Source organism: Pseudomonas sp. KH_024_B2 (genome assembly GCF_057839965.1).
The window spans coordinates 4,157,671-4,177,415 of record NZ_CM174502.1 but is presented as its reverse complement, the minus strand read 5'-3'; the positions used below and the strand labels follow the sequence as shown (position 1 = coordinate 4,177,415).

Sequence of the window (19,745 nt, the reverse complement as noted above, 5' to 3'; positions counted from 1 at the left end):
ACGGCGTGAACCGTTGGGCTGGGAATGAACGCTAGAGCATTATTGCGCTTTTTGCGGTTGTTGCGCTTTCCAGGCCTTGAACTCGGCCCATTCAGCACGATGCTCAGCCTGTTTTTTCTGAATCTCGTCGAATTGCTTCTGTTGCTCTGGTTTGAGCAGGCCGCGAATCTCGCTTTCGGTTTTCTGGTGCTTGGCCGCCAGTTGGTCTTTCAGGGCTTTCTGATCGGCTGCCGGGAGTTTTTCCAGGTAGGTGTCGATCAGGTGCTGACGTTCACGCATTTGCTCGCCCATCAGCTTGCGGATCTGCTGGTGCTGTTCGCGGCTCAGGTCCAGCTGGCTGTACGGGCCTTTGCCGTGCATGTGCCCGCCGTGACGCGAGCCGTCCATTGGCCCCATCGAGCCTGTGCCTTCGGGCATGGCCATGGCGACGGTTGGCAGGGCAGCAGCGAACATCAGGGCGATAAGAGTCTTGCGCATGGTGTATCTCCTTGTCTCGATTCCCGGTGAGTCCGGATGTGTGCAGATTACCCAGATCAAGGTCAGCGGCGGTCAGCGGAGCGTAAAGCTTGAGTAAAGAGGTTGGCGGATGTACACAGATTCATTCATGTGGGAGCGGGCTTGCCCGCGAAGGCGGCCTGACAGCCGACCTGGCTCTTGCGGATGTACACCGATCAATTGTGGGAGCTGGCTTGCCTGCGAAGGCGGCCTGACAGCCGACCTGTCTCTCGCGGATGTACCCAGATCCACTGTGGGAGCGGCGGTGCGGCGATCCGACTTGCCCGCGAAGGCGGCCTGACAGCCGACCTGGCTCTTGCTGGTGTACATATCCATTCCTGCGGTAACGGCCACTTATGGTTTCGCCCTTACGGCGCCTCCCTTTGGCAAACGCCCCAAAGGAAGCAAAAGTCTTCGCCCCAAGCGTTCGGCACCTCGCTAAGGCTCGGCGTTCCCTCGCTCCGGCATTCATCAGGGGGCATCGCCCTCCGGTCTGCTTCGCGACGACCTCCATGCGATGTCCTCGGCTTCGCCGAGGGGCGCTGCGCGCCAGTCCCCTGATGAACACCTGCGCTCGGCCTGCCGAAGGGGCGGGTAGATCAAGATCAAAAGCCAGATCAAAAGCCAAAGCGAGGCGGCCTGCCGGCCGGCCTGTTTGTGGAGGGTACGTGTTCGGAGCTGCCGAAGGCTTGACTACAAGCTGTAGTAGTAACCACGGCTGCGCAGGGCAACGATGCGCGGACGACCGTCGGGGTGTGGGCCGATTTTTTTGCGCAGGTTGCTGACGTGCATGTCCAGGCTGCGGTCGTACAGGGTCAGTTTGCGTCCCAGGGCGATCTGCGCCAGTTCCTGCTTGTCCAGCGGCTCGCCCGGTTGTTTGAGCAGCGCTTCAAGCAGGCGGCTTTCGGAGATGGTCAGGGTGAATTCCTGCTCATTGATACTGACTACGCCGCGGGCCGGGCTGAAGCACAGGTCACCCAACTCGAGTTGGCTGGACACTGCCGTCGGATGGCTGCGGCGCAGCACGGCACGCAGGCGGGCGGTCAATTCTCGTGGATCGCAGGGTTTGGCGAGGTAATCGTCAGCACCCAATTCCAGACCGAGGATGCGGTCCAGCGGCTCGCCACGGGCCGAGAGCATCAGCACCGGCAAATCCGGATGATCGTTGCGCAGTTGCTTGAGCAGTTCCAGGCCGCTGCCGTCAGGCAGCATCACGTCCAGCACCACGGCGGCCGGCGCGGTTTCGGCCAGGGCGCGGCGAGCGCTCAGGCCATCGTGGCAGGCGCGGACCTGAAAGCCTTCCTGGCTTAGCCAACGGGTCAGGAGCTCACACAACTCCTGGTCATCATCTATCAGTAACAGCTCGCTCATGACTCACTCAATCAATTTAGCCATTGCCGACGTTGTCTACGTCCGCCACTGGCGAAGATACCGCAGAGCAGGGCCAATAGCGCTACTCCGGCACCGGTGACGAACCACTGCTGCTGGTCAGTCAGCAGGCGCGGCAGCGGGCTGGCCTGGGTTTCCTTGAGTTGCAGCTTGAGACGCTGATTCTCTTGGCGCAGGCCGGTCATGGCGCTTTCGCGTTCACCATCGGCACTGTGCAATTGTTTGTTCAGCTCATCGCGTTGGCGCTCGCTTTCCTTCAAACGCTGCTGCAACTCGGTGATCCGGCTGCCGGCGCTCAGGGACAGAGGCGTCGAATAGCCCGCATCCGGGTTTTCTTCGGCATGGGCAAGGGCCCCGATCGATAACATGACCAACAGCAGACACAACGGACCTTGGCGCATCGGAACTCCTGATTCCAATCGAGTGTTGAGCAGGTTGTCGGCCGTTAAACGAGAATAATGAGCGAGCGATGAACCGACAAGGTTCACCGCGCAGGAGAACTTTATGGCAGGACTTGCTTGAATGGTTTGACCAGAACATTGGCGTAGACGCCCGCCGCGATATACGGATCGGCATCGGCCCAGGTCTGGGCGGCCGTCAGCGAGTCGAATTCGGCGACGATCAGGCTGCCGGTAAAACCCGCGGCGCCGGGATCATTGCTGTCGACGGCCGGGTGCGGCCCCGCCAGCACCACGCGACCTTCGGCTTGCAGCTGTTGCAGCCGCTCCAGATGCGCAGGCCGTGCGGCCAGGCGGTTTTCCAGGGAGTTGGCGACGTCTGTAGCAATGATTGCGTAAAGCATGTCAGTCCTCGGTTTTCGGAGTGGTGGTGTCGGCGTCGTGCAGATGGCGGGCCAGGTAGATGCCCTGAGCGATCAGGAACAGCAGGGTCATGCCCAGGCTGCCGAAGACTTTGAAGTCGACCCAGTAGCTCTGGAAGGTAAAGGCCACGAACAGGTTGGCGCCGCCGCAGAACAGGAAAAACGCGATCCAGGCGATGTTCAGACGGGTCCAGACCAGGTCCGGCAAGGTCAGTGCGTGGCCCATGATGCGTTTGATCAGCAGGCTGTCACCAATGAAATGGCTGCCGGCAAAGGCCAGTGCGAATAGCCAGTTGACCACCGGGGCTTTCCACTTGAGAAAGGTTTCATTGTGAAAGGCCAGGGTCAGGCTACCGAAGACCAGGCAGGCAATCAGGGTCAGCCATTGGCTTTTTTCCAGCTTGCGCTGGGAAATGAACAATGAGCCGTACACCACCAGTGAACTGATGATCAGCATCGCCGTGGCACTGTAAATACCGCCTACAGTCAGCTCATGGCCGGCGATGTCGACGACCTGGGGATCGATTTTGAAGACGAGGAAAAACAGCAGCAGCGGGATGAAGTCGATGAATTGTTTCACAGTGGCAGCCAGAAGCAGGATGTGGCGGCATAATAACAAACATCCTTGGTAGCGAAAGCTCCAGCTGATTTTGAGGTTACAGAGTCCTGTGAATGTTGATTTGCACTGCCATAGCACGGCCTCCGATGGCGCCCTGGCGCCCGCGGTACTGGTTGCGCGTGCGTTCGAGAAAGGCGTGCGAGTCCTGGCCTTGACCGATCATGACACCCTCGAAGGCCTGGAAGAGGCCCGCAGCACGGCGGTAGCGCTGGGCATGCAACTGATCAACGGTGTCGAACTGTCCTGCACCTGGGGCGGGGCAACCATTCATGTATTGGGCTATGGTTTCGACGTCGATGCCCCGGCTTTGGTCGAGGCCATCGCCAAATTGCACGACGGCCGCTGGCTACGATCCGAAGAAATAAGCCGCAAGCTGGCGCTCAAAGGCATGCCGGGAGCGCTGGAAGGTGCCCGGGCGATTCAGCAGGAACTGGGCGACAGCGGTAATGCACCGGCTCGACCGCACTTCGCCGATTACCTGGTGCGCGCCGGTTTCGTCAAGGATCGCGCCGAAGCGTTCCGCAAATGGCTGGGCGCCGGCAAGCTCGGAGACGTCAAACAGCATTGGCCGACCCTGGAAGAAACCGTCGAAACCCTGCGTGCGGCGGGTGCATGGATCAGCCTGGCGCATCCCTGGCACTATGATTTCACTCGCAGCAAACGCCGACGCCTGATTGCCGACTATATTCAGGCAGGTGGCCACGCGATTGAGGTGGTCAACGGCCATCAGCCCGCCGAGCAGGTGGGCAGCCTGGCTATTCTTGCTCGTGAGTTTGGGCTGCTGGTCAGTGCCGGCAGTGATTTCCATGGCCCCGGAGGCTGGTCCGAGATAGGCGAATACCGCCCGCTCCCGGAGGATCTGCCGCCGCTTTGGTGTCGGTTCAAACATGACCCAATTATTGCCGTCGTCTGAACAGGTAGAAAATGTGAGTCAATTTTTCCAGATTCATCCGGAAAACCCGCAAGCGCGCCTGATCAAACAGGCTGTAGAGATCATCAGGTCCGGTGGGGTGGTGATCTATCCAACGGACTCTTCCTACGCCATTGGTTGCCAGATCGGCGACAAGAACGCCATCGAGCGTGTCCGTCGCTTGCGGCAACTGGACGACAAGCACAACTTCGCACTGATCTGCAGCGACCTGTCGCAGCTGGGGCTGTTCGCCAAGATCGATACCGGCACCTTTCGCCTGCTCAAGGCTCATACGCCTGGGCCGTACACCTTCATTCTCAACGCTACCCGCGAAGTCCCGCGCCTGTTGCTGCACCCCAAGAAGCGGACCATCGGCCTGCGGGTGCCGAGTCACCCGATTGCCTTGGCGCTGCTTGAAGAACTCGGGGAGCCGTTGATGAGTGTGACCTTGATCATGCCCGGCGAGACCGAACCGATGAACGATCCTTACGAGATGCGCCAGTTGCTCGAGCATCAGGTCGACCTGATCATCGACGGCGGCTTCGGTGGTATGGAAGCGTCCACGGTGATCAATCTGGCGGACGGCGAGCCTGAAGTGATCCGTGTCGGTTGTGGCGATCCTGCGCCGTTCACGGTCGAAGCCTAGATGTCGGCAGTCGAGAAAGTGGACAGCCAGGCGGGGGCGCAGCAAGAACTGCCGTTCGCCATGGTCTATGGCCAGGCGGTCATGGAAATGCCGCTGGACCTGTACATCCCGCCGGATGCGCTGGAGGTTTTTCTCGAAGCCTTCGAGGGCCCGCTCGACCTGCTGCTGTATCTGATCCGCAAACAGAACATCAACATCCTCGACATCCCGGTGGCGGAAATTACTCGCCAGTACATGGGTTATGTCGAGTTGATGCAGTCGGTGCGCCTGGAACTGGCCGCCGAGTACCTGGTGATGGCGGCGATGCTCGCCGAGATCAAGTCGCGGATGTTGCTGCCACGGGCCAGCGAGATCGAAGAGGAAGAGGATGACCCGCGCGCCGAGCTGATTCGCCGCTTGCAGGAGTACGAACGTTTCAAGGCCGCAGCCGAAGGCATCGACGGCTTGAGCCGGGTCGGGCGCGATGTGGTGGTGCCCAAGCTCGATGCACCTGAGGCCCGGGCGCGTAAATTGTTGCCGGACGTGAGTCTGGACGAGTTGCTGATGTCCATGGCTGAAGTCCTGCGCCGTGGTGATATGTTCGAAAGCCATCAGGTCAGCCGCGAGGCGCTGTCTACCCGCGAGCGCATGAGTGATGTGCTGGAACGGCTCAAGGGCGGCGGTTTCGTGCCCTTTGTCGAGCTGTTCACTGCCGAAGAAGGCCGATTGGGTGTGGTCGTGACCTTTATGGCGATCCTCGAGCTGGTCAAGGAGTCCTTGGTCGAGCTGGTGCAGAATGAGCCTTTTGCGGCTATCCATGTGCGGGCGCGAGCCGAATAACGAGCTGAAACAATGAATCTGACTGAACCCCGCGAGCTGGCGCCACTGCTTGAAGCTTTTCTGTTGGCCTCGGGAAAGCCGCAATCCATGGAGCGCCTGTTCGAACTCTTCGAAGAGGGTGAACGGCCGGAGCCGCCGGTCTTCAAGAAGGCCCTGGAGATCTTGCGCAAGTCCTGCGAAGGCCGGGCCTTCGAGCTCAAGGAGGTTGCGTCCGGCTATCGCCTGCAGATTCGCGAAAAATTCTCGCCCTGGGTGGGTCGCTTGTGGGAAGAACGGCCGCAGCGTTACTCACGGGCGATGCTGGAAACCATGGCCTTGATCGCCTATCGCCAACCGATCACCCGGGGCGAGATCGAGGATGTGCGCGGTGTGGCGGTCAACAGCCATATCGTCAAGACCCTGCTCGAACGCGAGTGGATCCGCATCGTCGGTTACCGCGACGTGCCGGGCAAACCGGCGATGTTCGCCACCACCAAAGCCTTTCTCGATCACTTCAACCTGAAGAACCTCGACGACCTGCCGCCGCTGGCCGAACTGCGTGAACTGGAACCCGATCCGATTCTCGACTTCGACGACGCACCGGTCCCGGAAAGCATCCAGGCCCTGGCCGACGCCAGCGCCGAGCCGGAAGAACCCAAGGACGAAACCAGTTTCCACAGCCTGTTGCTGGAACTGGACACTATGGAGGAGGGGCTCAAGACCGATTTCGACGATTTGCTTCGGGATGGGGCGGTGAGCGAGACCGGCACCGAGGCTGAGGCTGAGGCTGAGGTGCAAGCTGAGGTAGAGCAAGAGCAGGAAGACGACGTCATCGGCGTCGCAGAGGCCCGGGAAAAACTCCTGGCCGCCGTGGCGGCGCTGGAACAGCACACGCCTGCGCTGAGCGACGAAGAAGCCGAAGCCCAGGCCCTCGCCGAAGCGATCGAAAACGAACGCCGCCAGCTCGAAGATTGACATAAATCATTGTGGGAGCGAGCTTGCTCGCGAAGACGGAGTGTCAGTCGACATCAATGTTGTCTGATACACCGCTTTCGCGGGCAAGTCGGATCGCCGCACCGCCGCTCCCACATTGGATCAGTGTCGACTCCAATAGCGGCGCTGCGGTTGATCAAACTCGACGCCACCGGCCGGCGGAAAAACCAACAAGCCACGACTTATCAACTAGTCTCTGATGCGCGAACGGCGCCATGAGCGTATGATTCGCGACCCTTCGGCGATCCTTTCGCCCAAAGACCAGCTTTCAACGCTTCAGGCCAGGCCTGAACAGACCACACCGGGAGGTGCCCAGATGAGTATCAAAGACCAGAAAGACGACCAGGAAATCGGCCCCGCAGGCGAAAAACTGCAGAAAGTCCTCGCCCGTATCGGCGTCGGCTCGCGCCGCGACGTAGAAGCCTGGATCAGTCATGGCCGGATCAAGGTCAATGGCAAAGATGCCACCCTTGGCCTGCGCGTCGACCTGCATGACGCCATCACCATCGATGGCAAGGTGATCAAACGCGAAGAGGCTGCCGAATCGGTGCGCCGCGTGATCATGTACAACAAGCCCGACGGTGAAATCTGCACCCGCGACGACCCTGAAGGCCGTCCGACCGTGTTCGATAAAATGCCGCGTCCGAAAGAAGGTCGCTGGATCAACATCGGTCGTCTGGACATCAACACCACCGGTCTGCTGATGTTCACCACCGACGGTGAACTGGCCAACCGCCTGATGCACCCTTCCTACGAGATGGACCGCGAGTACGCCGTGCGTGTACGTGGCGAAGTCGATGACGAGATGATCGAGCGGCTCAAGGCCGGCGTGGTCCTCGAAGACGGCCCGGCGAAGTTCACCGACATCAAGCAAGCACCGGGCGGCGAAGGCTTCAACCATTGGTACCACTGCGTGGTGATGGAAGGCCGTAACCGTGAAGTGCGTCGTTTGTGGGAATCCCAAGGGCTGGTGGTCAGCCGTCTGAAGCGCGTGCGTTTCGGTCCGGTGTTCCTCAACTCTGACCTGCCGATGGGTCGCTGGCGCGAAATGAGCCAGTACGAAGTTGACATTCTCAGTGCTGAAGTCGGCTTGACGCCGGTCGCCATGCCGCAGATGAACGCCAAGAGCAAAGACAAGCTTGAGCGTATGCAGCGCAAGTCGTCCCGTCCGGTCGGCAAGACCGAGCGCGTGCGGACCCTGCGTCCAGCTGCTGGCGCACCGGCCGCTGGCCCGCGTCCAGCCCGCGAGCCGCAGATCGAAGGCGAGCGCCCGGCGCGCAAGCCAGCGGAATCGCGTCAGGATGGTGTACGCGGTCCACGCACTCCGCGCCCGGCGACCGGTCGCGGTGCTCCAGCAGGCGGTCGCAGCGATTCCAGCCGTGGTACGCCCGTGGCAGATCGCCCGGCCGACATCAAGCGTCCAGCCAAGCCAGGGCCAAAGTCCAAACGTCCGGGGATCGTCCTGGTCGACAAGGATGCGCCATCGGGCAAACGCCGTGGCGCACCGGCCGGTTCCGGCCAGCGTCCGGGGTTTGGTCGTCGCAAGCCTGAGTAAGCGGTAAGCAGCAAACAAAAACGCCAACCTTAGGGTTGGCGTTTTTTTTTGCTCTTCGTATCACTCTGCAGAATTGCGGTGCTCCTGCATCCGCCATCGCGAGCAAGCTCGCTCCCACATTGGATCTTCAGTGGTCACATAATTTGTGAACACTCGAAAACCCTGTGGGAGCGAGCTTGCTCGCGATGGCGTCAGTAGCAACAGCCCATCCCTTGACGGATCTGCAGTGGAAATTCTGTGTTCCACTTCGTAAAGAAATATTTACGAATATCCCGCTTTTCACCCATGGAATCGACGGACCTTCAGTGCCGTAAGGAAATCCTGCCGAAATCGCGCCGTCATTGCTGGCTGCAAGGCTCTATCCCGGTTGTTTCCCGACGCTGGTAAGGGTGTTATGCGTCCCATGCCTGTCGTGCAGGTCATAACAAGAAGGAGGCGCAATGTACGCCATGATCCATTCCTACCGACTCTCCCCAGGCGATGATTCCCCCATCGTCGCCACTGACGGCCCACAGCGGGGCGTCCAGTTTATTGTCGCCGTCCGCGACCCTCGAGACGGCCCCGTGCCATCCCGGCAACCGACGCGCTGATCAGGCGGTGTCTGGTAGCAGCGGGTTACGGGTGTACAATGCGCGGCGTTTTAACTGTGACTCAACTGCGTATCCGCGCACTTTGCGCCTGTCGGCTGTCATGACTCGTTTGCTCCCAGCACGCCGTTCGATTGCCCAAGGCCAATAAACTCAAGGCTATCCGCTTTGTTAACTCCGCCGCGTCACAAGCGTGGTGGGTTCGATTTCGTCGCAGATAAAAACAAACAGGTGACGCATGACCCGTAAAAAGAAGCAGAACTCCTGGTGCCTGCGCTGGGGTTTGATTTGCACTGCTTGACCCAAGCAGCAACCCAACATCATCAAACCTTGCGTGAGACCCGTTAATGAGTGGACAAAACTCGCATTCAGGTACGCTTCAACGCGGCCTGAAAAATCGTCATATTCAACTGATCGCCCTCGGTGGCGCGATCGGTACCGGATTGTTCCTGGGCTCTGCCGGCGTGCTGAAATCGGCCGGTCCGTCGATGATCCTCGGCTACGCGATCTGCGGCTTCATTGCCTTCATGATCATGCGCCAACTGGGCGAAATGATCGTGGAAGAGCCGGTAGCCGGTTCGTTCAGCCACTTCGCCCACAAATACTGGGGCGGTTTTGCCGGCTTCCTGTCGGGCTGGAACTGCTGGATCCTGTACATCCTGGTGGGCATGTCGGAACTGACCGCGGTCGGCAAATACATCCACTACTGGGCACCGGACATCCCGACCTGGGCATCGGCAGCCGGGTTCTTCGTATTGATCAACCTGATCAACCTGGCCAACGTCAAAGTCTTTGGCGAGGCCGAGTTCTGGTTTGCGATCATCAAGGTCGTGGCCATCGTCGGCATGATCGCCCTGGGCAGCTACCTACTGGTCAGCGGCAACGGCGGCCCGCAGGCTTCGGTGAGCAACCTGTGGGAACACGGTGGTTTCTTCCCCAATGGCGTCAGCGGTCTGGTAATGGCCATGGCAATCATCATGTTCTCCTTCGGCGGCCTGGAAATGCTCGGTTTCACCGCAGCCGAGGCTGACCAGCCGAAGACCGTGATCCCGAAAGCCATCAACCAGGTGATCTACCGGATCCTGATTTTCTACATCGGCGCACTGGTCGTGCTGCTGTCGCTGACCCCATGGGACAGCCTGCTGGCGAGTCTGAACGCATCCGGCGATGCCTACAGCGGCAGCCCGTTCGTTCAGGTGTTCTCGATGCTGGGCAGCAACACCGCGGCGCACATCCTTAACTTCGTGGTCTTGACCGCGGCGTTGTCGGTGTACAACAGCGGCACCTACTGCAACAGCCGTATGTTGCTGGGCATGGCCGAGCAGGGCGATGCACCGAAGGCGCTGGCGAAGATCGACAAGCGCGGCGTGCCGGTGCGGTCGATTCTGGCGTCGGCCGCGGTGACCCTGGTCGCCGTGCTGCTCAACTACTGGATCCCGCAACATGCGCTGGAACTGCTGATGTCGCTGGTGGTCGCGACCCTGGTGATCAACTGGGCGATGATCAGCTTCTCGCACTTCAAGTTCCGCCAGCACATGAACCGCACCAAACAGACGCCGCTGTTCAAGGCGCTGTGGTACCCGTACGGCAACTACGTTTGCCTGGCGTTCGTGGTGTTCATCCTTGGCGTGATGCTGCTGATCCCGGGCATCCAGATCTCGGTCTACGCGATTCCGGTGTGGGTGGCGTTCATGTGGGTCTGCTACGGCATCAAGAACAAGCGCAGTGCTCAAACTGCGCTGATGGCTGCGGCTTCCACCGCGAAGTAAGCACGTAACGCAGAAACAACAAACCCGGCTATGTGCCGGGTTTGTCATTTTATGGGTTATGGGCTTCACCCAAAACCCTGTGGGAGCGAGCTTGCTCGCAATGAGGCCAGCACATTCAAAGCTGATGTCTGCTGATACTCCCTCATCGCGAGCAAGCTCGCTACCACATTGGATTTGTGTCAAACCTCCCAGGTGTGATCGGCGCAAACCCTGTGGGAGCGAGCTTGCTCGCGAAAGGGCCCGTCCAGTCAGCACATCATTCGAGGTATCCTGAGAGCCCTGACTGCGGACCCTTTTCCATGCTGGTGATTTCCAACACTGTGCATCTGCCGGATGCCGAGATCGAGTTGACCGCCATTCGTGCCCAAGGCGCGGGTGGGCAGAATGTCAACAAGGTCTCCAGCGCGGTGCATTTGCGCTTCGATATTCCGGCTTCATCCTTGCCGCCGTTCTACAAGGAACGGCTACTGGCGCTGCGCGACAGCCGCATCACCCATGAAGGGGTGATCATTATCAAGGCACAGCAGTATCGGACGCAGGAGCAGAATCGCGCCGATGCGCTGGAGCGTCTGGTCGAGTTGATCCTCAGCGCTACCAAGGTCGAAAAGAAGCGCCGCCCGACCAAGCCGACCCTCGGTTCGAAGACCCGTCGGCTCGAATCCAAGACCAAGCGCGGCAGCATCAAGGCTGGGCGCGGTAAGGTCGACTTCTAGTTCGCCTCGCGATCTTTGCGGTGCCTTTCGTTCAGGTGCTGCGGCGCCTGCCGGTACAGATAGAGGCTCAGCATCAGGCCGCTCATGGCCGCCAGGGCCGCGAACAGAAAGATCGAAGCAAAGCCAAAGCCTGCAGCAATCGCTCCGGCCAATGGCCCGGTGATCCCCAGCGACAGATCAATGAACAGTGAATAAGCCCCGACCGCCGCACCACGGCTGGAGGCCGGCACCAGATTGACCGCTTCCACACCCAGGGCCGGGAATACCAGCGAAAACCCGAAGCCGCTTAGCGCTGCGCCAGCCAGGGCCCAGTGGGCATCCGGGGCCAGCCATAAGAGCAAGAGCCCCAGAGTTTCCACCGACAGGCAGGCAATCGCCACGCGAAAACCGCCGAGGCGATTGATCAGATTGCCGAACAGCAGCCGCGCACCGATGAAGCAGGCGCCGAACAGGCTCAGGCAAAGCACGGCGTTGGACCATTGCTGAGTGGCGTAATACAGCGTGATGAACGTGGCGATGGTGCCAAAGCCGATTGAGCCCAGGGCCAGGCCGCAGCCGTGTGGCAACACTCGCCCCAGTACATGCAGGAACGGCAGGCGTTCGCCGGCCACGATCGGCGCGGCGGTTTTTGGCCAGGCCAGCAGCAGGCCCAGCGTGGCCAGCAACAGAATGCTGACGCCCATGCTCCAGAGTCCCAGTTGATTGACCAGCAGCACCCCCAGTGGCGCGCCGACGGCCAGCGCGCCGTAACTGGCGATGCCGTTCCAGGAAATCACCTTGGCGGTATTCTGCGCGCCGACCCGGCCAATGCCCCAACCGATCGAGCCGGAACCCACCAGGCTTTCCGCGCTACCGAGCACCAGGCGGCCGATCAACAGACTGATCAGGCTCAACATCGGCAGGCTTTGGGTCCAGGCCGAAATCAGCATGAACACACCACTCAAGCCGCAACCGGCGAGGCCATACATCACCGCCAGTTTGCTGCCCTTGTTGTCGATGACGCGCCCGGCATAAGGGCGGCTGAGCAGGGTGGCGAGGTATTGCACGCTGATCACCAGGCCTGCGATCACCGCGCCGAAACCCAGGTCGCTGTGCACGTAGCCCGGCAGCACGGCCAGGGGAATACCGATATTCAGGTAGCCGATGAAGGTGAACAGCACGATGGAAACGACTTGCAGCGTGACCGCCATGGGGCGCTGGGTATCTGGCATGGGTCAAGGTCCATGGGGGCAGCAGGATAGATAGGCTGCTTATGATACCGATGGTTGCGCCGATGCAGGGGGCTAAAACGAAAACTATCTCGCCGACGCAAAGGATGCGGCAATGATTTGATTCAGGCGGGAAAAATCAGGACTTGGCGGGGGCCAGCATTTGCGTGGCGACCAGAGCGGCAAGCGCGTTTTCCTGGGTGCCGAAGCGTTGCAGTAGCGCAGCTTGTTTTTCCGGAGAGAGACGACTCCAGACCTCGATCATCTTTTCAGCAGTGCCGATCAGAGCGTTGGCTTGGGTTTCGCTGAAGTTGTCGGTCATGGTTCGGCTCTCAAGGGCTGGCGTTCAGGCTGTGTGGAAAGCGCATTATCAGCGCTTTCCACACGGTCTGGGTATCGCTTTCAGTCTTGGCTGTCGGCATTGCGGCGTTCAACTGCTTCTTTGGGCTCGGGCTGTTGGGCGCCGGCTTGTTGCGGGGTTGTCTGCTCAGTCTCGTGCAGGCTTGGGAAGGGGAGATTAGGGATTTCGTGCATCGTCGTCGCTCCTCGCAAGGTCTGTTTTTAAATCGCTGGTAGATCCGCGCTTTTAAAAAGCCTCGGCAGGATACAGCACTGGAAATGCCAAAAAGACTTTTATATCCAATTGTTACGACGGATGGGGTTGTCTAGACAGGTGAAAAGGAGAGCCAATGATCGTTCCCACGCTCTGCGTGGGAATGCAGCCCGGGACGCTCCGCGTCCCAAGAGCGGACGCAGAGCGTCCATTGAGGCATTCCCACGCAGAGCGTGGGAACGATCGGTGGAGGGGTAGGGTTTATGCGCAAACCTCGGCAATCGCCTCAGCCAGCAAATCCAGGCGTGTCGCATCGATACCGGCGACATTGGCGCGGCCGGAGCTGACCATGTACACGCTGTGGTTCTCACGCAGGCGCTGCACCTGGGTCGGTGTCAGGCCAGTGTAGGAAAACATCCCGCGCTGGACGCCGATATGGGCGAAGCGTTCGCCAAGACCGTGAGGCCCAAGGGCTTCCACCAGGCCTGAGCGCAGTTGCGCGATGCGCAAACGCATGGCTTCGACTTCATCGGCCCAGAGGCTTTTCAGTTCTGGATCACCGAGGATGGTCGCGACCACTGCCGCGCCATGATCCGGCGGTGTCGACCACAGGTTGCGGGCGATAAAGGCCAGTTGGCTGCGGATATCCAGCAGTTTGTCGGCATTCGCTGCGCAGACGATCAATGCGCCGGTACGTTCGCAGTACAGGCCGAAGTTTTTCGAGCAGGAGCTGGTGATCAGCAACTCAGGCAATGCTTGTGCAAACAGTCGCACAGCCCATGCATCCTGCTCCAGACCGTCGCCGAAGCCCTGATAGGCGAAGTCGATCAGCGGCAGCAGTTCGCGGCTGCGGACGATCTCCAGCACCCGACGCCAGTCATCGTGGGACAGATCGAAACCGGTGGGGTTATGGCAGCAGGCATGCAGCAGCACGACGTCGCCCTTGGGCACCCGATTCAGGGTCGCCAGCATGGCTTCGACGTCGAGGCGGTTGTCGCTGCCGACATACGGATAGTGGCTGACCTTGAGGCCGGCCGCGGCGTAGATGGTTTCGTGGATCGGCCAGGTCGGATTGCTCAGCCAGATGCCACGACCCGGCAGACAGCGGGCGATGAAGTCGGCGCTCAGGCGCAGTGCGCCAGTGCCGCCCGGGGTCTGGGTCGCACCGGCCCGCTGTTGGGCAATCAGCTCGGAGTCCGCGCCCAGCACCAGGTCATTGATGACCTTGCCGAACGCCGGATCGCCGTGACCACCGATGTAGGTCTTGGTGGTTTGTCGATCGACCAGCCGTTGTTCGGCCAGCTTCACGGCCTGAAGAATCGGCGTCAGGCCCTGGGCGTCCTTGTAGACGCCAACGCCGAGGTCGAATTTGCGCGGATTCGTATCCGCAGCATAGGCCTCCATCAGGCCGAGAATCGGGTCGCCGGGCACTCGGCCGATGGCATCGAAATGCATTACTTGCGGCCCTCGGCTTCTTTGGCCACTTCGTCAGTGCGCGCGGCCATGATGAAGTCGTTGCGGTGCAGGCCTTTGATCGAGTGGCTCCACCAGGTCACGGTGACTTTGCCCCACTCGGTGAGCAGGCCTGGGTGGTGACCTTCGGCCTCGGAGATTTCACCGACAGCGTTGGTGAAGGCCAGGGCGAATTTGAAGTTTTTGAACAGGAAGACTTTTTCCAGCTGCATGACGCTGTCGCGAACTTCGATGTTCCAGTCAGGGATCTGCTTGATCAGTACCGGCAGTTCTTCGTCGCTGACTTGGGGAGCATCGGCGCGGCAGGCTTCGCAATGGGCTTGGTTCAGAGTGGACATGGTGTATTCCTGAATTCGGTTCTTATTGGAAACTACTATTTTTTCGAGAACGTCGCGAGCGCTACGTTCTCAGGCCGCCTTGGGCTTTGGCGGAAACTTGGGTGCGTGCAAGCCCAGCTGCATGCCGCGCTGAACCATGCCCATGATGTCTTCATGAGCCAGGTCGAACAGACGCTTCAAGTCAGGCAGGACAAAGTACAGCGGTTGCAGGATGTCGATGCGGTACGGCGTGCGCATGCATTCCAGCGGATCGAAGGCCTGATGTTCCGGCTCGTCCGACAGGCAGTAAACGGTTTCTTTCGGCGAGGACAGAATGCCGCCGCCATAGATACGCAGGCCTTGGGGCGTGTCGACCAGGCCGAATTCGATGGTCATCCAATACAGCCGCGCCAGGTAGACCCGCTCTTCCTTGGAAGCCTGTAGGCCAAGCTTGCCGTAGGTGTGGGTAAATTCGGCGAACCAGGGGTTGGTCAGCAGCGGACAGTGGCCAAAGATCTCGTGGAAAATGTCCGGCTCTTGCAGGTAATCCAGCTCTTCGCGGGTACGAATAAAGGTCGCCACCGGAAACTGTTTGTTGGCCAGCAATTCGAAAAAGGTCTGGAAGGGGATCAGCGCCGGAACCCGGGCGACTTGCCAGCCAGTGGTGGCAGCCAGGACCTCGTTGATTTCGCCGAGTTGCGGAATGCGGTCATGGGGCAGGCCGAGTTTTTCGATGCCGTCCAGGTATTCCTGGCACGCACGACCCTCGAGCACTTTCAGTTGACGAGTAATCAGCGTGTTCCACACCGCATGTTCTTCAGCGGGGTAGTCGATAAAACCTTGCGCATCGGGCTCGCGAGCCACGTAGTGCGTCTGCTTCATGCTGCTCTCCTGCTAGGGGATACGTTCTTGTTATGGTTCAACTTATGTACATATAGATAGCGCAGAGAAGAGCGAGTTGCAGTACCTCGGTTGGAGAGTAGGTAGGAATTTTCCCTGCTTTTTGTAAAGTTTTCGTTACGTTATGATCTCGAACCCATGTGCATTGAGATCTGCCGGTTTGAAAAGGCTTGAAACTGTCACATAATCTTGACGACTAACTGAGCCTGACTGCAAAAAAAGTGGCGGGCGTTACCTTAATACCGGTCAGTTAACAGTTGAGGCGCCGAATGCAGAACCTGTGGCGAGGGAGCTTGCTCCCGCTCGGCTGCGCAGCAGTCGTAAATCCGGCTGATGTGTTTTACCTGAAACAACGCGATTGCTGTTTTTGGGGCCGCTTCGCGCCCCAGCGGGAGCAAGCTCCCTCGCCACAAGTGATCATCAGTCCACAGATTTATGTTAACTGACTGGCATTGGGTTTTACCTGCGTAAGCGTCTCTAGAGCGCTTGTTCAGGGATTCTCGACCTTCCAATAAAATTGCGGGCCTTTATATGCGCATCAAAGTCCACTGCCAGAACCGCATCGGCATCCTGCGCGACATTCTCAATCTGCTGGTGGAGTACGGGATCAACGTCGCCCGCGGCGAAGTCGGCGGCGAGCACGGCAACGCGATCTACCTGCATTGCCCGAATCTGATCAATATCCAGTTCCAGGCCCTGCGCCCGAAATTCGAGGCGATTACCGGTGTGTTCGGCGTCAAACGGGTAGGACTGATGCCCAGCGAGCGTCGGCATATGGAGCTCAACGCATTGTTGGGGGCGCTGGAGTTTCCGGTGCTGTCCATCGACATGGGCGGCTCCATCGTTGCGGCGAACCGGGCCGCTGCACAGCTGCTCGGCGTGCGGGTGGATGAGGTGCCGGGGATTCCGCTGTCGCGCTACGCCGAAGATTTCGATTTGCCAGAACTGGTTCGTGCCAACAAATCGCGGATCAACGGCTTGCGGGTCAAGGTCAAGGGCGATGTGTTTCTCGCCGATATCGCGCCGCTGCAATCGGAGCATGACGACAGCGAGGCCATGGCGGGTGCGGTATTGACGCTGCACCGGGCCGATCGGGTCGGCGAGCGTATCTACAACGTGCGCAAGCAGGAGCTGCGCGGCTTCGACAGCATTTTCCAGAGTTCTAAAGTCATGGCCGCGGTGGTTCGCGAAGCGCGGCGCATGGCGCCGCTGGATGCGCCATTGCTGATTGAAGGCGAGACCGGCACCGGCAAGGAATTGTTGGCCCGCGCCTGCCACCTGGCGAGCCCCCGTGGGCAGTCGCCACTGATGGCGCTCAACTGCGCCGGGCTGCCGGAGTCGATGGCCGAGACCGAGCTGTTCGGCTACGGTCCCGGTGCTTTCGAAGGCGCGCGGGCCGAAGGCAAGCTCGGTCTGCTGGAGCTGACAGCGGGCGGCACGCTGTTTCTCGATGGAGTGGGGGAAATGAGTCCGCGCTTGCAGGTCAAGCTGCTGCGCTTTCTGCAGGACGGCTGCTTCCGTCGGGTTGGCAGCGACGAAGAGGTTTATCTGGATGTGCGGGTGATCTGCGCGACTCAGGTCGATCTGTCGGAGCTGTGCGCTCGCGGTGAGTTCCGCCAGGACCTTTACCATCGGCTCAATGTGCTGTCCCTGCATATCCCGCCATTGCGCGAATGCCTCGACGGTTTGACGCCATTGGTGGAGCACTTCCTCGATCAGGCCAGCCGGCAGATCGGTTGCCCCTTGCCGAAACTGGCGCCGGCGGCGATGGATCGGCTCAGTCATTACCACTGGCCGGGCAACGTTCGGCAATTGGAGAACGTGTTGTTTCAGGCGGTTTCGCTGTGTGAGGGCGGGACGGTCAAGGCCGAACATATTCGTCTGCCGGACTACGGCGTGCGCCAGCCGCTTGGCGATTTTTCCCTGGAAGGCGGGCTGGACGCGATTGTCGGGCGCTTCGAGAAGGCGGTGCTGGAACGACTGTATTCCGAGCATCCGAGCAGCCGGCAATTGGGCAAGCGGTTGGGGGTTTCGCATACCACCATTGCCAACAAGTTACGTGAGTATGAGGTTGGCAAGACTGAGTCCTAGCTGACACTTGCTGTGTTTGTGCCGGCCTCTTCGCGAGCAAGCTCGCTCCCACAGTGGATCTGCGTCGCGCTGAAGATCCCTGTGGGAGCGAGCTTGCTCGCGATAGCGGTGGTGGCCGTTGCCCGATGTCCATCGTTGCCACTTGGCGGCATAACCCCGCCGGTTTTTCGTCTTTGACACAATTCATAAATCCCCTCTGATCCCCTCAAGTCCCTTGTTTGCCTGCCCTCCAGCCGCCAGAAAAAAGTTGGTGCACTTATTGCTTATGGCTCAGCAGTACAGCGGTGGGCGGCAAACGTCCGGCAGATAGAGGAAAGACTGTGGACAAGTACCTTTACGTGGCAATGACCGGCGCCAGCCAGAATGCACTGGCGCAAAAGGCCCATGCCAACAATCTGGCGAACATCTCCACCAACGGTTTTCAGCGTGACCTGGAGCAGGCGCGTTCGATGCCGGTGTTTGGCGACAGCTTTCCGGCGCGGGCGTTTGCGTTGTCCGAACGGCCGGCAACCGATTTCACTGCCGGGTCCATGGTGGAAACCGGTCGCGACCTCGATGTGGCGGTGAGCGGCGACGGCTGGATTGCCGTGCAAACCCCCGATGGTGGCGAAGGTTACGTGCGCACCGCGAGCATGAACGTCGACGCCCTCGGCGTACTGCGGGCCGGCAACGGTATGCCGGTGATGGGTAATGGTGGGCCGATTGCCGTGCCGCCAGAGCAGAAAGTCGAAATCGGTCAGGACGGCACCATCAGCATCCGCGCGCTGGGCGAAGGCCCGCGGGTGATGGCTGAAGTCGACCGGATCAAGCTGGTCAAGCCGGATCTGCAGAACATGACCAAGGGCCTGGACGGTTCGATCCACACCAAGGACGGCAAGCCGGCGCAGGCCGATGCCAGCGTACAAGTGGTGTCCGGGTTCCTCGAGTCGAGCAACGTCAATGCCGTCGAAGAGATGACCTCGGTGCTGGCGCTGGCCAAGCAGTTCGAGCTGCACATCAAGATGATGAACACTGCCAAAGAAGATGACCAAGCCATGGCTCGGGTCTTGCAGATCAGCTAATTATCAGAACGTCGCGCCGTAAAACAGGCGCACGAGGAGAATCGAATGCTTCCGGCTCTATGGGTTGCCAAAACAGGTCTGTCCGCCCAGGACACTAACCTCACCACCATTTCCAACAACCTGGCGAACGTCTCGACCACCGGTTTCAAGCGTGACCGTGCCGAGTTCCAGGACTTGCTGTACCAGATCAAACGCCAGCCAGGCGCCCAGTCGACCCAGGACAGCGAATTGCCATCGGGCCTGCAAGTGGGTACCGGTGTGCGCATCGTCGGCACCCAGAAGAACTTCACCGCCGGTAGCCTGCAAACCACCGAGCAGCCGCTGGACCTGGCCGTCAATGGCCGCGGTTTCTTCCAGATTCTGCAACCGGACGGCACCACTTCGTACACCCGTGACGGTACCTTCCACCTGGACTCCAACGGCCAGATCGTGACGGCCAACGGTTTTGCGCTGGAGCCTGCAATCGTGGTTCCGGCTGAAGCGCAAACCTTCACCGTCGGCCAGGACGGTACCGTTTCGATCACGACCGCCGGTAACGCTGCGTCGCAAGTGATCGGCAACCTGCAGACCGCTGACTTCATCAACCCGGCCGGTCTGCAAGCGGCGGGCAGCAACCTGTTCCTGGAAACCGCGGCCAGTGGCGCGCCGCAAATCGGCACACCGGGCCTGAACGGTTTCGGTACCACTCTGCAGAACACCCTGGAAACCTCCAACGTCAGCACCGTTGAGGAGATGGTCAACATGATCACCACCCAGCGCGCGTACGAGATGAACTCCAAGGTGATTTCCACCGCCGACCAGATGCTTGGGTTCGTTACGCAGAATCTGTAATCAAGTCTATGAGGCGG

Annotated in this window: 21 protein-coding genes; 10 read left to right on the top strand and 11 right to left on the bottom strand. The window is 60.0% G+C overall.

All coding sequences use genetic code 11. From position 1 onward, the window contains the following. Nucleotides 1-39: 39 nt before the first annotated feature. The 5 genes from AC3I0A_RS19405 to AC3I0A_RS19385 form a co-directional block, all read right to left on the bottom strand. Nucleotides 40-477 carry an LTXXQ domain protein gene (locus AC3I0A_RS19405; protein ID WP_489373910.1) on the bottom strand — a complete coding sequence of 146 codons (438 nt, stop codon included), beginning with the start codon at nucleotides 475-477 and terminating at the stop codon, nucleotides 40-42. A gap of 711 nt (nucleotides 478-1,188) precedes the next feature. Then, the gene (locus tag AC3I0A_RS19400; RefSeq protein WP_489373908.1) at nucleotides 1,189-1,866 is read right to left on the bottom strand and encodes a response regulator transcription factor; all 678 of its coding nucleotides are present in this window, start codon (nucleotides 1,864-1,866) and stop codon (nucleotides 1,189-1,191) included. An 11-nt stretch (nucleotides 1,867-1,877) separates the two neighbouring features. Then, nucleotides 1,878-2,285, bottom strand: coding sequence for an SH3 domain-containing protein (locus AC3I0A_RS19395; protein ID WP_489373906.1), 408 nt, complete (start codon nucleotides 2,283-2,285; stop codon nucleotides 1,878-1,880). 101 nt (nucleotides 2,286-2,386) lie between these two features. Beyond that, complete coding sequence (locus AC3I0A_RS19390; RefSeq protein WP_489373904.1) at nucleotides 2,387-2,686, bottom strand: YciI family protein; 300 nt, start codon at nucleotides 2,684-2,686, stop codon at nucleotides 2,387-2,389. Between the two features lies 1 nt (nucleotide 2,687). Further along, on the bottom strand, nucleotides 2,688-3,284 hold the full coding sequence (locus AC3I0A_RS19385; protein WP_489373902.1) for a septation protein A: 597 nt from the start codon (nucleotides 3,282-3,284) through the stop codon (nucleotides 2,688-2,690). An 88-nt stretch (nucleotides 3,285-3,372) separates the two neighbouring features. Here AC3I0A_RS19385 and AC3I0A_RS19380 point away from each other — a divergent pair, with 88 nt between their 5' ends. From AC3I0A_RS19380 to arfB, 7 genes are all read left to right on the top strand, one after another. Continuing rightward, a complete protein-coding gene (locus AC3I0A_RS19380; protein WP_489373901.1) occupies nucleotides 3,373-4,236 on the top strand; it encodes a PHP domain-containing protein in 864 nt (287 codons plus the stop codon). A 13-nt stretch (nucleotides 4,237-4,249) separates the two neighbouring features. After that, nucleotides 4,250-4,879 (top strand): L-threonylcarbamoyladenylate synthase, encoded by a 630-nt coding sequence (locus AC3I0A_RS19375; RefSeq protein WP_489373899.1) that lies wholly within the window; start codon nucleotides 4,250-4,252, stop codon nucleotides 4,877-4,879. Next, on the top strand, nucleotides 4,880-5,698 hold the full coding sequence (locus tag AC3I0A_RS19370; protein ID WP_489373897.1) for a segregation and condensation protein A: 819 nt from the start codon (nucleotides 4,880-4,882) through the stop codon (nucleotides 5,696-5,698). 12 nt (nucleotides 5,699-5,710) lie between these two features. Continuing rightward, on the top strand, nucleotides 5,711-6,652 hold the full coding sequence (scpB, locus tag AC3I0A_RS19365) for an SMC-Scp complex subunit ScpB (protein ID WP_489373895.1): 942 nt from the start codon (nucleotides 5,711-5,713) through the stop codon (nucleotides 6,650-6,652). Nucleotides 6,653-6,986: 334 nt separating this feature from the next. Then, a complete protein-coding gene (gene rluB / locus AC3I0A_RS19360; protein WP_489373893.1) occupies nucleotides 6,987-8,225 on the top strand; it encodes a 23S rRNA pseudouridine(2605) synthase RluB in 1,239 nt (412 codons plus the stop codon). Nucleotides 8,226-9,159: 934 nt separating this feature from the next. Further along, nucleotides 9,160-10,581, top strand: coding sequence for an amino acid permease (locus AC3I0A_RS19355; protein ID WP_489373891.1), 1,422 nt, complete (start codon nucleotides 9,160-9,162; stop codon nucleotides 10,579-10,581). A 299-nt stretch (nucleotides 10,582-10,880) separates the two neighbouring features. Next, a complete protein-coding gene (arfB, locus tag AC3I0A_RS19350) occupies nucleotides 10,881-11,294 on the top strand; it encodes an alternative ribosome rescue aminoacyl-tRNA hydrolase ArfB (protein ID WP_489373890.1) in 414 nt (137 codons plus the stop codon). Here arfB and AC3I0A_RS19345 read toward each other — a convergent pair. The 6 genes from AC3I0A_RS19345 to phhA all read right to left on the bottom strand — a co-directional run bounded on the left by AC3I0A_RS19345 (nucleotide 11,291) and on the right by phhA (nucleotide 15,727). After that, nucleotides 11,291-12,505, bottom strand: coding sequence for an MFS transporter (locus AC3I0A_RS19345; protein ID WP_489373888.1), 1,215 nt, complete (start codon nucleotides 12,503-12,505; stop codon nucleotides 11,291-11,293). The two genes, arfB and AC3I0A_RS19345, sit on opposite strands and share 4 nt — an antisense overlap. Before the next feature lie 136 nt (nucleotides 12,506-12,641). Next, nucleotides 12,642-12,824, bottom strand: coding sequence for a hypothetical protein (locus AC3I0A_RS19340; RefSeq protein ID WP_489373887.1), 183 nt, complete (start codon nucleotides 12,822-12,824; stop codon nucleotides 12,642-12,644). 80 nt (nucleotides 12,825-12,904) lie between these two features. Further along, entirely contained in the window at nucleotides 12,905-13,036 is a 132-nt protein-coding gene (locus AC3I0A_RS19335) for a hypothetical protein (protein WP_489373885.1), read from the bottom strand. 280 nt (nucleotides 13,037-13,316) lie between these two features. After that, complete coding sequence (locus AC3I0A_RS19330) at nucleotides 13,317-14,510, bottom strand: amino acid aminotransferase (RefSeq protein WP_489373883.1); 1,194 nt, start codon at nucleotides 14,508-14,510, stop codon at nucleotides 13,317-13,319. Beyond that, entirely contained in the window at nucleotides 14,510-14,866 is a 357-nt protein-coding gene (locus AC3I0A_RS19325) for a 4a-hydroxytetrahydrobiopterin dehydratase (RefSeq protein WP_489373882.1), read from the bottom strand. The genes AC3I0A_RS19330 and AC3I0A_RS19325 overlap by 1 nt, the downstream gene beginning before the upstream one ends. 69 nt (nucleotides 14,867-14,935) lie before the next feature. Continuing rightward, complete coding sequence (gene phhA / locus AC3I0A_RS19320; RefSeq protein ID WP_489373880.1) at nucleotides 14,936-15,727, bottom strand: phenylalanine 4-monooxygenase; 792 nt, start codon at nucleotides 15,725-15,727, stop codon at nucleotides 14,936-14,938. Nucleotides 15,728-16,276: 549 nt separating this feature from the next. Here phhA and AC3I0A_RS19315 point away from each other — a divergent pair. The 3 genes from AC3I0A_RS19315 to flgG all read left to right on the top strand — a co-directional run bounded on the left by AC3I0A_RS19315 (nucleotide 16,277) and on the right by flgG (nucleotide 19,728). After that, the gene (locus AC3I0A_RS19315) at nucleotides 16,277-17,836 is read left to right on the top strand and encodes a sigma-54-dependent transcriptional regulator (RefSeq protein WP_489373879.1); all 1,560 of its coding nucleotides are present in this window, start codon (nucleotides 16,277-16,279) and stop codon (nucleotides 17,834-17,836) included. Nucleotides 17,837-18,156: 320 nt separating this feature from the next. Continuing rightward, nucleotides 18,157-18,897, top strand: a complete 741-nt coding sequence (locus AC3I0A_RS19310; protein ID WP_489373878.1) for a flagellar basal body rod protein FlgF — start codon at nucleotides 18,157-18,159, stop codon at nucleotides 18,895-18,897. 45 nt (nucleotides 18,898-18,942) lie between these two features. After that, nucleotides 18,943-19,728 (top strand): flagellar basal-body rod protein FlgG, encoded by a 786-nt coding sequence (gene flgG / locus AC3I0A_RS19305; RefSeq protein WP_489373876.1) that lies wholly within the window; start codon nucleotides 18,943-18,945, stop codon nucleotides 19,726-19,728. The last annotated feature ends 17 nt before the right edge of the window (nucleotides 19,729-19,745 follow it).